General features: G+C 68.8%; 12 protein-coding genes and 1 pseudogene. 5 read left to right on the top strand and 8 right to left on the bottom strand.

The annotated features are described in order from the left end of the window. Positions 1 to 63: 63 nt before the first annotated feature. Positions 64 to 1,296 (bottom strand): MFS transporter, encoded by a 1,233-nt coding sequence (locus ACZYVJ_RS16345; protein WP_463831979.1) that lies wholly within the window; start codon positions 1,294 to 1,296, stop codon positions 64 to 66. A 146-nt stretch (positions 1,297 to 1,442) separates the two neighbouring features. Continuing rightward, positions 1,443 to 1,733, bottom strand: coding sequence for a copper-sensing transcriptional repressor RicR (ricR, locus tag ACZYVJ_RS16340; protein WP_463831978.1), 291 nt, complete (start codon positions 1,731 to 1,733; stop codon positions 1,443 to 1,445). A gap of 115 nt (positions 1,734 to 1,848) precedes the next feature. On the opposite strand from ricR, the gene ilvD reads away from it, so the two are divergent. Continuing rightward, complete coding sequence (gene ilvD / locus ACZYVJ_RS16335; RefSeq protein WP_463831977.1) at positions 1,849 to 3,561, top strand: dihydroxy-acid dehydratase; 1,713 nt, start codon at positions 1,849 to 1,851, stop codon at positions 3,559 to 3,561. A 70-nt stretch (positions 3,562 to 3,631) separates the two neighbouring features. Here the strand turns inward: ilvD and ACZYVJ_RS16330 are convergent, their stop codons facing one another. Continuing rightward, on the bottom strand, positions 3,632 to 4,072 hold the full coding sequence (locus tag ACZYVJ_RS16330) for an SPW repeat protein (protein WP_463831976.1): 441 nt from the start codon (positions 4,070 to 4,072) through the stop codon (positions 3,632 to 3,634). Between the two features lie 161 nt (positions 4,073 to 4,233). On the opposite strand from ACZYVJ_RS16330, the gene ACZYVJ_RS16325 reads away from it, so the two are divergent. Continuing rightward, positions 4,234 to 5,217: a nitronate monooxygenase gene (locus tag ACZYVJ_RS16325; protein ID WP_463831975.1), complete on the top strand. Its 984-nt coding sequence runs from the start codon at positions 4,234 to 4,236 to the stop codon at positions 5,215 to 5,217. Between the two features lie 3 nt (positions 5,218 to 5,220). On the opposite strand, the gene ACZYVJ_RS16320 is transcribed toward ACZYVJ_RS16325, so the two are convergent. Then, positions 5,221 to 5,874, bottom strand: coding sequence for an O-methyltransferase (locus ACZYVJ_RS16320; protein ID WP_463831974.1), 654 nt, complete (start codon positions 5,872 to 5,874; stop codon positions 5,221 to 5,223). A 158-nt stretch (positions 5,875 to 6,032) separates the two neighbouring features. Between ACZYVJ_RS16320 and mymT the strand changes: the two genes are divergently transcribed. Further along, on the top strand, positions 6,033 to 6,179 hold the full coding sequence (gene mymT / locus ACZYVJ_RS16315) for a copper-binding metallothionein MymT (protein ID WP_075233985.1): 147 nt from the start codon (positions 6,033 to 6,035) through the stop codon (positions 6,177 to 6,179). Between the two features lie 42 nt (positions 6,180 to 6,221). On the opposite strand, the gene ACZYVJ_RS16310 is transcribed toward mymT, so the two are convergent. The 4 genes from ACZYVJ_RS16310 to ACZYVJ_RS16295 all read right to left on the bottom strand — a co-directional run bounded on the left by ACZYVJ_RS16310 (position 6,222) and on the right by ACZYVJ_RS16295 (position 10,549). Further along, on the bottom strand, positions 6,222 to 8,288 hold the full coding sequence (locus ACZYVJ_RS16310; RefSeq protein WP_463833018.1) for a beta-glucosidase: 2,067 nt from the start codon (positions 8,286 to 8,288) through the stop codon (positions 6,222 to 6,224). Between the two features lie 119 nt (positions 8,289 to 8,407). Next, a complete protein-coding gene (locus ACZYVJ_RS16305; RefSeq protein ID WP_463831973.1) occupies positions 8,408 to 8,920 on the bottom strand; it encodes a TIGR04338 family metallohydrolase in 513 nt (170 codons plus the stop codon). Then, complete coding sequence (locus tag ACZYVJ_RS16300) at positions 8,917 to 9,666, bottom strand: DUF2786 domain-containing protein (RefSeq protein WP_463831972.1); 750 nt, start codon at positions 9,664 to 9,666, stop codon at positions 8,917 to 8,919. The genes ACZYVJ_RS16305 and ACZYVJ_RS16300 overlap by 4 nt, the downstream gene beginning before the upstream one ends. Before the next feature lie 88 nt (positions 9,667 to 9,754). Continuing rightward, complete coding sequence (locus ACZYVJ_RS16295; protein ID WP_234010047.1) at positions 9,755 to 10,549, bottom strand: alpha/beta hydrolase; 795 nt, start codon at positions 10,547 to 10,549, stop codon at positions 9,755 to 9,757. On the opposite strand from ACZYVJ_RS16295, the pseudogene ACZYVJ_RS16290 reads away from it, so the two are divergent. Both ACZYVJ_RS16290 and ACZYVJ_RS16285 read left to right on the top strand, forming a co-directional pair. Continuing rightward, a pseudogene (locus ACZYVJ_RS16290) lies at positions 10,542 to 11,676 on the top strand (sigma-70 family RNA polymerase sigma factor). The gene ACZYVJ_RS16295 and the pseudogene ACZYVJ_RS16290 overlap by 8 nt on opposite strands. A gap of 13 nt (positions 11,677 to 11,689) precedes the next feature. Next, positions 11,690 to 13,099 (top strand): alpha/beta hydrolase domain-containing protein, encoded by a 1,410-nt coding sequence (locus ACZYVJ_RS16285; RefSeq protein WP_463831971.1) that lies wholly within the window; start codon positions 11,690 to 11,692, stop codon positions 13,097 to 13,099. Positions 13,100 to 13,192: the final 93 nt, after the last annotated feature.

Below are 13,192 nucleotides of genomic sequence, written 5' to 3'. Positions count from 1 at the left end.
TACCGTCACCGCCGGGTTCCCGCGCCCCGGCAAGGGCGTCGATTACCGGGTTGAGCTGGGCGGCTATGAATCGGGTGAGCTTGTCGGAGCAACGTCCAGCATCCGCCGGTTGGCCACGATGCCGATAAGCGCGACGGCCATCAGGGCCGCCGAAGCGGTCAGCATCAGCGTGACGCTGCGCTCATAGAACAGGCCGCCGGCCAGCGACCCGGCCATGATGCCGACCTGGAAGGCGGTCACATAGAGCCCGGACGCCCCGTCGGGGTCGTCGGCGCCGTTGCGCATCGCGGCGGATTGCATCATCGGGGAGACCGCGGTGGCCATCGCGCCCCACAGCACGATGGCGGCGGTCCCGATCAGTGCGGTGGCCACGCCGGTCTTACCACCGAGCGCCAGCCCGGTCAGCACGACGAAAGCCGACGTCAGCCCCGTGATGCACAGGATGATGGCGCCCTTGGGCCGGTGGTCCAGCGGCCGCGCCACCAGCGGCAACGACAGCAGGCCCGCCAGCCCGTAGGCGGCCAGCACGAAGGCGAGGTTCGGCCCGCGCACGCCAAGGACGTTGCGGATCAGCTCGACGATGTAGGTGTAGGACACGAAGTGGCCGGTGACCGCGATCATCGCCAGCACGCTCACCAGGATCAGCCGCGGGTTGCGGTGGTGTCGTGACCTCGGACCCACGTGGGCGAGCTGGCCCTCCGTCAGCACCATCTCCGGCAGCATCAGCCGGGCCGCCATCGTGACGACGGCAGCCGCGACGGTGACGCACACGACGGCCAGGCGCCACCCCCACATCAGGCTCAGCGCCGCGGTGAGCGGGCTCCCCACCACCAGCGCGAGGCTGGTGCCCACGTAGATCGACATGGTGGCGCGCCCGGCATGGGTCGGCGGCACCAGCCGGGTCGCGATCGGCGCGATGACCGCCCACAGCAGGCCGTGGGTGACCGCACAGAGCACCCGCCCGGCGGCCAGCACCGCGAAACTGGGCGCCAGCGCCGAGATGACCTGCGAGGCGGTCAGGCAGGTCAGGCTGAGCATGAGCGTGCGGCGCCGCGGCCAATGCGCGGTCCAGCGCACCAGCGGAAACGTCGTCAGGGCCGCCACGAAGGCGTACCAGGTCAACAGCGTTCCCACCGCAAACAAGCTGACGTGCAGGTCGCGTGAGATGGCCGGCAGCGCGCCGACCGGCAGAATCTCGGCGGTGACATAAGTGAAGGCCGCGGCGGCCAGCACAGCCAACTGAGCCGCGATCCGTGGGGTCCACGTTCGCGCGGCAGCGTTGGTTTCGGCAGTCATGGCGTCTGTATCGGCCGGACTACCCATTTCCTGGGTTGTCGCGCCTAATGCGATCACACTGCCTTACCGTACGGACCGCAACTAGGCCTCCCCCTGAATCAGGGCCGGGAAACAGGTCTCAACTACATCACCGATGCAGAACGAAATCAGGAACGAACCAGCCGCGCAATGGCGGCGGAGGCCTCGGCGAGCTTGTTGTCGGCGTCGTCGCCGCCCTCGGCAACCGCGCGGGTGACGCAGTGGCTCAGGTGCTCATCGAGCAGGTTCAGGGCGACCGACCGCAGTGCGCTGTTGACGGCGCTGACCTGGGTGAGGACGTCGATGCAGTACTTGTCTTCCTCGATCATCCGGGCGATGCCACGCACCTGGCCCTCGATCCGCCGCAGCCGCTTGGCGTAGTTGTCCTTCTGCTGCGAGTACCCGTGGTCGTTCGTCATCTGTCTCCCCTGCCAATTCGCCCGCCCTGCGGCGGCATCACGCCGAAGTCCAGCTTATACCCCGTCGGGGTATCCCGGAAATTGGCATCGGGACTGGCCAGCGCATACTTGAACGATGCCCACCACCGATTCGGCCGCCAGCGCCGACATCAAGCCGCGTAGTCGTGACGTCACCGACGGCCTGGAGAAGGCAGCCGCCCGGGGCATGCTGCGGGCCGTAGGCATGGGAGACGAGGACTTCGCCAAGCCACAGATCGGCGTCGCGTCGTCGTGGAACGAGATCACCCCGTGCAACCTCTCGCTGGACCGGCTCGCCAAGGCGGTCAAGGAGGGCGTGTTCTCGGCCGGTGGTTACCCGCTGGAGTTCGGCACCATCTCGGTGTCCGACGGCATCTCGATGGGCCACGAGGGCATGCACTTCTCGCTGGTGTCGCGCGAGGTGATCGCCGACAGCGTCGAGACGGTAATGCAGGCCGAACGCCTGGACGGCTCGGTGCTGCTGGCCGGCTGCGACAAGTCGCTGCCCGGAATGCTGATGGCCGCCGCCCGGCTGGACCTGGCCTCGGTGTTCCTCTATGCCGGCTCGATCCTGCCCGGGGTCGCCAAGCTGTCCGACGGCAGCGAGCGCGAGGTCACCATCATCGACGCATTCGAGGCGGTGGGCGCCTGCGCCCGGGGCCTGATGCCCCGCGAGGACGTCGACGCCATCGAACGCGCGATCTGTCCCGGCGAAGGCGCGTGCGGCGGCATGTACACGGCGAACACGATGGCCAGCGCCGCCGAGGCGCTCGGGATGTCGCTGCCGGGCAGCGCGGCACCGCCGGCGACCGACCGCCGCCGCGACGGGTTCGCGCGGCGCAGCGGTGCGGCCGTCGTCGAACTGCTGCGGCGCGGCATCACCGCCCGCGACATCCTCACCAAGGAGGCGTTCGAGAACGCGATCGCGGTGGTGATGGCCTTCGGCGGTTCCACCAACGCGGTGCTGCACCTGCTGGCCATCGCCCACGAGGCCGATGTTGCGCTGACGCTCGACGATTTCAGCCGGATCGGCTCGAAGGTCCCGCACCTGGCCGACGTCAAGCCGTTCGGCCGCCACGTCATGTCCCACGTCGACCACATCGGCGGCGTGCCGGTGATGATGAAGGCGCTGCTGGACGCCGGGCTGCTGCGCGGCGACTGCCTGACGGTGACCGGTGCGACCGTAGCCGAGAACCTGGCCTTGATCGCCCCGCCCGACCCGGACGGCAAGGTGCTGCGCGCGCTGAGCAATCCGATTCACCCGACCGGCGGGATCACCATTTTGCGCGGATCGCTGGCGCCCGAGGGTGCGGTGGTCAAGTCGGCGGGATTCGACTCGGACGTGTTCGAGGGCACCGCAAGGGTTTTCGACGGAGAGCGGGCCGCGCTGGACGCTTTGGAGGACGGCACCATCACCAAGGGCGACGCGGTGGTGATCCGCTATGAAGGGCCCAAGGGCGGCCCCGGCATGCGGGAAATGCTGGCCATCACCGGCGCCATCAAGGGCGCCGGTCTGGGCAAAGACGTGCTGCTACTGACCGACGGCCGCTTCTCCGGCGGGACGACCGGCCTGTGCGTCGGTCACATCGCGCCCGAGGCGGTCGACGCCGGTCCGATCGCGTTCCTGCGCGACGGCGACCGGATCCGCCTCGATGTAGCCAACCATGTGCTCGACGTGCTCACCGATCCGGCCGAATTCGAGGCCCGGCGAAAGGATTTCGCCCCGCCGGAGCCGCGCTACAAGACCGGGGTCCTGGCCAAATACGTGAAGCTGGTCAGCTCGGCCGCCATCGGCGCGGTCTGCGGCTGATCGCCGTCCCTGGCCGTGCTGATCGGCCCCGGGGCGGGCGAACTGCCTTGCGACCTAACCGAGTTCGCGATCAGGCGTGGGTGCCCGTCTCGCGGGTGCGCATGCCGAAGTAGGTCGCGTTGAAGCCCAAGAACGCCAACAACGCACCGGCAACGACATTCGACCAGGTCATGCCGGTGGTCATCACGACGCCCGGCAGGATCCACGTCGAGACGATGACCCACAGGCCCAGCACGGGCAGCGTCCAGGTCATGCCGTGCGCGCGATCCAGCGTCGTCGCGAAGCCGTAGGCCAAGAACGCCGCCGCGATCCCGACGATCAGGTCGGACGTGGCAAGCGATGCCGTGCCGTTGAATCCGACGATCCACGGCGACGCGGCCACGTACAGGCCTGTCAGCAGGGCCAGACCGAACGTGACATGCGCGCTCATCGACTCGGCCACGCGCTCGTAACGCGCACGCAGAGCCAACAAATCGGGGTGGTGATCGATTGATGAATGGACTGTACTCATTTTGTGACCTTTCTGTTATGCGGCAAGCCTTTTGAGCGTTGTCGCACCCATCCATCTGTTATCAAGATTACGCCCGCAAGCCGTTGGCCAGCAACGAACATCGGCGTCCCGGCGGCCCGCTCGACATAGCCGTATGGACCACGCGCGTAACGTCTTAGGTCGTGGATATCGCGGACCGGCTGCGGCTCGATGTTCCCGTAGGGCAGGCCGGCATGGGCGGCGGACTGGCGGGCGCGGAACTGGCGGGCGCGGTCGCCCGGGCGGGCGGACTGGGCACGCTGGGCATCGACACGCCCCAGCGGCTACGAACGTCGATCGAGCGGGTGCGCGCCCAGGCGCCGGACCGCGCGGTCGCGGTAAACCTGTTGATGCCCTTCGTTCATCGCCGCCACGTCGCGGTCTGCGTCGACGCGCGGGTGGACGCCGTCGTGCTGGCGTTCGGCGAAAAGCGGGGCCTCGTCGAGCACCTGCGCGATGCGGGAATCTTCGTCTTCGTGATGGTAGGCACCGACGCGCAGGCGCGGGCCGCGATCGCCGCGGGCGCCGACGGTCTGATTGCCCAGGGACGCGAGGCAGGCGGACATCTGGTGGGAACCATGGCGGCGCTGGACTTTTTGCCGCGTGCCCGCGCCGCGGCCGCCGGCCGTCCGGTGTTCGTGGCTGGCGGCATCGCCACCGGCGCCGACACGCGCGCCGCGCTGGACGCCGGCGCCAGTGGTGTCATCGCCGGCACGCGATTCCTGTTGACCCACGAGGCCAACGCGAACCGCGCATACCAGCAGCGAATCCTGCGGGCCGACAAGACAATCGAAACCAACCTGTTCGGCCTGAGCTGGCCGCTGCGCCACCGCGTCGTGCCCAACGCCGCCACCCACCGGTGGTGCGGCGAGGATGGCAAGGCCAAGGCGCTGCCCGCCGCCCTGAACGCGGCCAGCCGGCCGCTGTCGGCGCTGGGCTATTTCGACGCGGGACCGCTGATGCGCCTGCAGTCGCCCGCCCTCCCGTTCTTCACACCGCTGGCGCCGGTGGCCGGCGTACCCGACTCCTGGTTGGACAGCGCGGCCCTGTACGCCGGCGAAACCGCTTTGCGGATCGGCGAACTCACCTCCGCCGAGCGGGCCGTCGCCGACCTCACCCCCCGCTGACGCCTACCGCACCAACGCGAACGCGAAGCCGTCCCAAGGCTTGGCGCCCACCGTCTGGAGCACCGCGGTGTCCAGCCGCGGGTGCTCGCCCATCGCCTGCAGCGTTTGGCGCACCGCCTTCGCTTGGGCGTTGGACTCCGGATCGAGGATCTGGCCCTGCCGAATCACGTTGTCCGCCACGATGACCGCGCCGGGGCGGGCCAGTCGCACTGCCCACTCCAGGTACGCCGGGTAGTTCTCCTTGTCGGCGTCAATGAAGATCAGATCGAACGGACCGGTCACCGTCGGCAGCGTATCCAGTGCGGCGCCGACGATCACCTGCACCCGATCGGCGAGGCCCGCCCGCTCCAGGTTGGCCCGCGCCACCTCGGCGTGCTTGGGCTCGTATTCCAGCGTCACGACTCGTCCTTGCGGGCCGGCGCCGCGCGCCAGCCAGATGGTGCTGAAACCGCCCAGCGTGCCGAGTTCGAGGATGCTGCGCGCACCGATGGCACCGGCGAGCAGACTCAGGAACTTTCCTTGCTGCAGCGACACCGCGATCGACGGTAATCCGGCCGCGTCGCTGGCCGCCAGGGCGGCGCTCAGAGACGGGTCGCCGTCCACCACTGTGCTGTCCAAGAATGCGTCGACGTCTTTGGGGGTTGGGTTCTCGGTCATGGCGCCCACGCTAGCCGCGCCCGACGACGATGGCGCGGACGGCCGGGTCGGTATCGAACCGGTCGCAGCCGTTTACGGTATACCCGTGGGGGGTATATAGTGAGGGTGCGGTCGACCCGCACCGCAAGAATCACCGCAACAGGAAAAGGGTGAGTTAAATGGCAACTTACGAAGCCGGAACCGAGTTGACGTGCGGTCACGAGGGCTGCGGCTGTCGCGTCCGTATCGAGGTGCCTTGCCACTGCTCGGGTTCGGGTGAGCCGTACCGCTGCACGTGCGGCGACGAGCTGACCCCGGTCAAGTAACCCGCCGGACCGGTCGTGCGTTCGGGTGTAAGCCCCTGTGGCCTATCGCCCGAACGTACGGCCGGCCAGCTCGACCGCCGCTTCCAGCCGCATCGCGATCGCCGACGTGCCCACCGCGGCCGTATAGGCACCCGGACGGATCCGCCAACTCGTGGCGCTGCCGTCATAGCGGGCGAGCAGTCGCGGGTCCGCCTCGACGGTCACCCGGCGAGTCCCACCCGGCGCAAGATCCACCCGCACGAATCCCAGCAGCCGTAAACACGGTTCACCGGCGGCTGCCGTCAGGTACAGCTGCGCTACATCGGCCCCGGCGCGGTCGCCGACGTTGGCGACGCTGAAACTGGCGCTGATGGTTTCTCCGCCGGTGACCACCAGGTCGCGGTAGTCAAACCTGGTGTAGGACAATCCATGACCGAACGCGAACATCGGGTCATGACGATGTCTGGCGAACCAGCGGTAGCCGACGTCGGCTCCCTCGACGTAGTCAATTGTGGTCGGTGTCCCCCACGCTTCGGCGGCGCCGGGCAGCTGCGGGCGCGGTGTCTGGGCGAGGTCAACCGGAAAGGTGATCGGCAACCGACCGGAGGGATTCACCGCCCCGGTGAGGATCTCCGCGATGGCCCGGCCGCCGTCCTGGCCCGGAAACCACGCCTGCACAACGGCATTCACCGAGTCGCGCCAGGGCATCGATACCGGATTGCCGGTCTGCAACACCACCACGGTGTTGGGGTTGGCGGCCGCGACCGACGCGATCAGCTCGTCCTGGCCCCACGGCAGCGAGAGGTCGACGGCGTCGAAACCCTCGCCCTCCGCGCGGACCGCGACCACGATCGCGATGTCGGCCGTACGTGCCGCCCGCACCGCCTCGGCCGTACTAGCGCCGGGATCGAACTCGATCTGGGCCTGCGGGAGCAGTTTTCGCAACTCCTCCAGCGGACTCGACGGCAGCAGGTACAGGTTGCGCATCCCGGCCTCCAGGCCCGAGCCACCGATCGGCACCACGCCCGCGTACCCGCCCGGCGGAACGACGGCGCTCGAACCGAATCCGGCCGGCACACCCACGTGCGCGTACCCGCCGATGACGGCGATCCGGGCGGCCGCCAGCGGCAACAGGCCCCGGTTGGCCAACAACACCGTTCCCTGCCGCGCTATGTCCAGCGCGATCTCGTTGTGCGAGGCCAGGTCCGGTTCCGGTGCCGCGTCGACGCGGTCGACACCGACGGCGAAGATGGATCGCAGGATCCGGCGAACCATGTCCGACAGACGCTCCGCGGTCAGCCTGCCGTCGGCGTGCGCGTCGCGCAGCGGCGCACCGAAGGACTCGGCCTGCCACAGCAGCGCGTCGATCTGGGCCCCACACTCCTGATCGAGGCCGGCCGGGGCACACTGCCAGCTCGGCGTGGCACCCCAATCCGACATCACCCACCCGCGGTACCCCCACGCGCCTTTCAGCACGTCGTTGATCAAGACGGCGTTCGCCGCGGCGTAGTCGCCGTTGATCTTGTTGTAGGCGGTCATCACGGCGCCGGGTTGCGAGCGCTCGATCGCCAATTCGAATGCCAGCAGGTCGGATTCGCGGTGGGCGTCGGGATCGATGACCGCGTCCAGGAAGTGCCGATTGGTTTCGTTGCAGTTCAGCGAGTAGTGCTTGACCGTCGAGATGACGCCCTGGCGCTGGATACCCTCGACCGACTCGGCGGCCATCGTGGCGGTCAACAGCGGGTCCTCGGAAAGGTATTCGAAATTGCGGCCGTTGCGCGGGTCGCGGGCCAGGTTCATCGCGCCGGCGAGCTGCACGTTGAACCCGCGACTGCGCGCCTCCCGGCCGATCACCTCGCCCGCGGCCCGGGCCAGCGACGGATTGAAACTGGCGGCAAGCGCCAGGCCCGCGGGCAGCGCGGTGGCGGTATCGCCCGCGCGGAACCCGGGATTGGTGACGCCCAGCCCGGCATCGCTCATCAGCAGCGCAGGCACCCCGAGGCGGGGAACCCCCGGCACGTATCCCGCACTCATCGGCGCGTCCGGGGGGATGCGCTCGTCGCGCACGGGCCACATATCGCCGGCCCCCATCACCGAGACGAGCAGCGCGAACCGCTCGTCGTCGGTCATCTGCTCTTCGACCTCGCGCGCCCGCGCTTCGGGGTCCGATTGTCCGGCTCTCCCCCGCAAGCGGGAGGTGCCCCCACCCCGGGCCGCCGGCCGACCCGCATCGTCGCCGAACGGAGAATTCACCGGACACCCTCTTTGGCGTAGACCACGCGCAGCACGTGCCCCAGTTCCGGTCCCATCACCAGCTCCGTCAGCTCACAGATCGTCGCAACGAACTCGGGGCCGTGCGGCGGCTCGGCCTGGCACAAATGATGCGCCACTTCGTGCAGCATCACCAGTTCGCGCAGTGCCCAGTCGGCGGTGTCCCGGTCGGGAACCGCGATAATGCCTGTGCCGTCGTGGTTTTCGTAGTGCGCGGCGCTGGCGGCGCGCCGTCCCCGCACCCGCAGCGGTGACACATCCGGCCAGCGTTGCCGCACCGCCGGGAGGGCCAGCACGTCGTCCACGTAGCGCTGGGCCGACGCCACCGATCCGAATCGCCCTTCGGGCGGCAGCGTCAGCTGGGTGCCGAAGAACTCCACCACCTGAGAGCCGTGCTGGGCGGCACGGTCGAACAGCGTCCGGACGAACTCCTCGGCCGCATACACCTTGGAGCGTTGAGAATCCCGGCGTGGGGAGTTCCCCGCAGTCACCCGCTCAGCGCGCTCCGCGCCCCGGGGAGTTCGGGGCTGTTGCCCAGCCGCGCCCGCTTGCCGGCGCGGTCACCGGCGCGCCGTGCCGCCGACGAATATCCGGCCGACGCCCGGCTGGCCTGCCAGGTGCCGCGCGCCTTCGAGGCACCGCGGTAGTAGTCCACCAGCTCGATCTCCTTGTCCCGCAAAGCAATAGCGGTGCCCGGTGATCGGCGGCGGTCGTGGGTGGCATCGTGGCGTGCCTGGTCGCGGGCCTCGGTCAGTCGCTGGCCGACGCGCGCGCCGAACGCGAGCTGAAAGTTGAGCCGGGCGGTGATCGTCGGCGTGGGACGATGTGCGCCCGAGGCGAGGTAGGCGTCCGACGCGCGAACCATCTGGACGACCAGGCTGGCGTACAAGGCGTGGCTGGCGTCGATGTCCTCGACGAACCCGTAGGCGTACACGAACGTCGAATTCGAGGCCACGTCGCAGCGCACGTCGTTGGCCGCGGCGATCAGCACGAACAGCTGTACGTACGTGCGTAACCCCTTGGAGCCCGCCGCCCCGATGGTGATGGTGCGCTGCGTCGGCGTCTGCGCCGCCGACCGGTGGGCCGAATGCGACCGCGCCACCGCGAGGTCGATGGAGGCGGCCGTCGCGAGCCGCTGCGCGGCGGACATGAAGGCGTCGGCTTCGTGGGTGTTGTCGGTACCCTCGGCCTGACGCAACAGTGCGGCGATGCGCGCCAGCATCTTGTCGTCAGTCATAGCGCCGCTCCTCCCCATCGCTTTGCTCTGCATCGTCGTCGGCGCGAGTCATAGCGCCAAAATACGGGAGCCGGCCGACACGCCCGCCTCACAGCCGAGCGGTGATCCAGGAGACGACGTCATCGAGCACCTGCTCGCGCTCAGGCTCGTTGAAGACCTCGTGGTAGAGCCCCGGGTACACCTTCAACTCGACGTCGGTGGACCCGACACACTCGACCAGGCGACGGCTGCCCGCGACGGAGATCAGCCGGTCCTGCTCGCCGTGCACCACCAACAGCGGCGCCGTCAGGGCCGGTGCCCGCCGCGGCATGGTCTCGCCGACCTGCAGCAACGCGCGGCCGATGCCGGCGGGCACCTTGCCGTGGTACACCAGCGGATCGTCTTTGTAGGCGGCCACGACCGCGGGGTCCCGGGAGATGGCGTCGACGTCGAGTTCTTGCGCCGGCAGCCCGGGCACGACGGCACCGAGCACCTTGGCGGCTAGCGCCAGCAGCGGCGAGACCTGATCCTGGGCCGCCACCGCGGGCCCCGATAGCACCATCAGGTCGTAGTTGTCCGGGCGTTCGACGCCGTAGGCGAAGACGATTCCGCCGCCCATGCTGTGCCCCAACACAATGCACTTGAGGCCGTGGTGTTCGCGGGTGGCGATGCCGACCAGGGTGTCGAAGTCGGCGGTGTACTCGTGGATGTCGCGCACCAGCACCCGCTTACCGCCGGAGCGGCCGTGCCCGCGATGGTCCAACGCGTACGTGACCAGGCCCGCCTCGCCGAAGCGCTTCGCGACGTGATCGTAGCGGCGGGCGTACTCCCCGAGACCGTGTGACAGCACCAGGACCGCCCGCGGTGCAGTGTCGGGTGTCCAGACGTCGTAGACGATGCGCACACCGCCGAACCCGTCGAAACTGCGTTCGGTGCGGTTCACTCGGAGGTCCTAGTCATTACGGGCAGCGTAATGGCTGCTGATGCGCGACGTGCCCCCAGACACTGCGTAGGCTCATGCGGATGAGCCTTCTCGCGCAGAACTCCGAAGGTGACCCGGTGGCCGGCGCGGATTTCTCCGCGCACGCAGAACCGTATCGGCGCGAACTGCTGGCCCACTGCTACCGAATGACCGGCTCCCTGCACGACGCGGAGGACCTGGTGCAGGAGACCCTGCTGCGGGCCTGGAAGGCGTACGACCGTTTCGAAGGCAAGTCCTCGATGCGGACCTGGCTACATCGCATCGCCACCAACACCTGCCTGACCGCGCTGGAGGGGCGTCAGCGCAGGCCGTTGCCGGTGGGCCTGGGCGGCCCGAGCTCGGACCCGAACGCCGAACTGGTGGAGCGACGCGAGGTGCCGTGGCTGGAACCGCTACCGGAATTGACCGAGCATCCCGCCGATCCGTCCGTCGTCGTGGGGTCGCGGGAGTCGGTGCGGTTGGCGTTTGTCGCTGCGCTGCAATACCTCCCGCCCCGGCAACGGGCGGTACTGCTGCTGCGCGACGTGTTGGGATGGCGCTCCGCCGAGGTGGCCGACGCGGTCGGCACCACCACCACCGCCGTCAACAGCCTGCTGCAGCGGGCCCGCAACCAGCTCGAAACCGCCGGCCCCAGCTCCGAAGACCCATTGGTGCAGCCGGATTCGGCCGAGGCCCAGGACCTGCTGGCACGCTACATCGCCGCGTTCGAAACCTACGACATCGATCGGCTGGTCGACCTGTTCACCGCCGAGGCGATCTGGGAGATGCCGCCGTACACCGGCTGGTATCAGGGCGCGGGCACCATCGTCACCCTCATTCACCAGCAGTGCCCGGCGGAGGGCGGCGGGGACATGCGCATGCTGCCGCTGATCGCCAACGGCCAGCTCGCCGCGGCCATGTACATGCGCGCCGGCGACGTGCATGCGCCCTTTCAACTGCACGTCCTGGATGTGCAGGGCGGCAAGGTGTCCCACGTGGTTGCCTTCCTCGACGACAGCTTGTTCGCCAAGTTCGGGCTGCCCGGTTCGCTGTCCGCGGACATGAGGTGAGAAGGTCGCTTTCATGACGAACATCACCCAGGTGACGCCCGTCCCCGGCAAGCCGGCGCTGCTGCTGAGCGCTTTCGACCTGGCTGAGGTGGGCTACGTCGCCGAGGAGTTCTTCGTCTCCGCCACGGCCTGCCGCTATGCACCGGTCAGTGAGCTGGGCCCCGATGGCCGTTGGGACGTAACTCCTTCGGGCACAGCCGATTACACCACCCGAATCGTGGCGTTGACGCCGTCCGACCAGGACCGGTTCAACGGGACGGTGCTCGTGGAATGGCTCAACGTGAGCGGTGGCATCGACGCCGCTGCGGTATGGATGATGACGCACCGCGAAATCCTGCGCTCCGGTTACGCCTACGTCGCGGTCTCGGCCCAGCGGGTGGGGGTCGAGGGCGGCGCAAGCCTGCTCGGCGCAGACATGTCACTGAAAAGCCAAGACCCGCAACGGTATGCCAGCCTGCACCACCCGGGTGACGCGTTCTCCTACGATATCTTCTCCCACATCGGCGCGCTCATCAAAGGTGGCGAACACGGCGCGATCCTGCGCGACCTGGCCGCGCAACGCGTCATCGCAGTGGGCGAATCCCAGTCCGCGATGTTCCTCACCACCTACATCAACGCCGTCGATCCGCTGGCCCCCCGCTACGACGGATTCCTGGTCCACTCCCGGTTCGGCACGGCCGCGCCGCTGGACGGCACCTCGATCTTCGAAGAATCGCCTGCGCCCCAGGCGGTTACGTTCCGCCCGGAACTACGCGTCCCGTTGCTGACGGTCATCACCGAGACCGACGTTTTCGGCGGACCGCGCGAGGGCTACTACTTCGCCAGGCAACCGGACAACGAGCGGCTGCGGGTCTGGGAGATCGCCGGTGCCGCCCACGCCGACAACTACACGATCCAGGTCGCGTTCATCGACAGCGGCTCGGCGCCGCTCGAAACCATCGCGGCCGGCTACACCCCGACCAACGTCTTGATGGGCCAGCAACTGACGCACAACATCAACTTCGGCCCGCAGCACCACTACGTGGTGCAGGCGGCGCTCGCGGCGCTGAACACCTGGGTCGCCACCGGCGAAGCCCCCCCGCGCGCGGACCCGCTCGAGGTCCGCGAAGGCTCAGGGCCGCAACCCGTTCCGGATGGCAACGGGCTCGCCCGCGGCGGCATCAGGACCCCTTGGGTGGACGTGCCGATCGCCAGGACCTCGGGCTTGGGCGGCGAAGAGAGCATCATGTCAGCGATCTTCGGCTCCGGAGAGCTGTTCGACGCTAACACGATTCAGCGCCTCTATCCCGGTGGCAGCACGCAATACCTGGAAAGCTTCACCGCGGCACTGGACGGGGCGATCGGCGCCGGGTTCATCCTGGAGGCCGACCGCGCCGAGATCCTGCAGCTCGCCGCCGCAACGTATCCCGGCGGGCGGGCCTAGGTCCGATTGCCCGACTCCTCACTCGCGCCGTTCCGGCGCTCGCCGTCGCCGGCCTAAGTCCGACTGCCCGACTCCTCACTCGCGCCGTTCCGG

It is taken from the genome of Mycobacterium sp. IDUB_3 (assembly GCF_055419585.1).
The sequence above is the reverse complement of the archived record's forward strand: the minus strand, read 5'-3'. Positions and strand labels throughout refer to the sequence as shown.

Bases quoted from the DNA above. Each gene is read 5' to 3' on its own strand.
- ACZYVJ_RS16300 (WP_463831972.1), bottom strand. From the start codon at position 9,666: ATGACTGACGACAAGATGCTGGCGCGCATCGCCGCACTGTTGCGTCAG.
- ilvD (WP_463831977.1), top strand. From the start codon at position 1,849: ATGCCCACCACCGATTCGGCCGCCAGCGCCGACATCAAGCCGCGTAGT.
- ACZYVJ_RS16345 (WP_463831979.1), bottom strand. From the start codon at position 1,296: ATGACTGCCGAAACCAACGCTGCCGCGCGAACGTGGACCCCACGGATC.
- ricR (WP_463831978.1), bottom strand. From the start codon at position 1,733: ATGACGAACGACCACGGGTACTCGCAGCAGAAGGACAACTACGCCAAG.
- ACZYVJ_RS16285 (WP_463831971.1), top strand. From the start codon at position 11,690: ATGACGAACATCACCCAGGTGACGCCCGTCCCCGGCAAGCCGGCGCTG.
- ACZYVJ_RS16320 (WP_463831974.1), bottom strand. From the start codon at position 5,874: ATGACCGAGAACCCAACCCCCAAAGACGTCGACGCATTCTTGGACAGC.
- ACZYVJ_RS16330 (WP_463831976.1), bottom strand. From the start codon at position 4,072: ATGAGTACAGTCCATTCATCAATCGATCACCACCCCGATTTGTTGGCT.
- mymT (WP_075233985.1), top strand. From the start codon at position 6,033: ATGGCAACTTACGAAGCCGGAACCGAGTTGACGTGCGGTCACGAGGGC.
- ACZYVJ_RS16310 (WP_463833018.1), bottom strand. From the start codon at position 8,288: ATGACCGACGACGAGCGGTTCGCGCTGCTCGTCTCGGTGATGGGGGCC.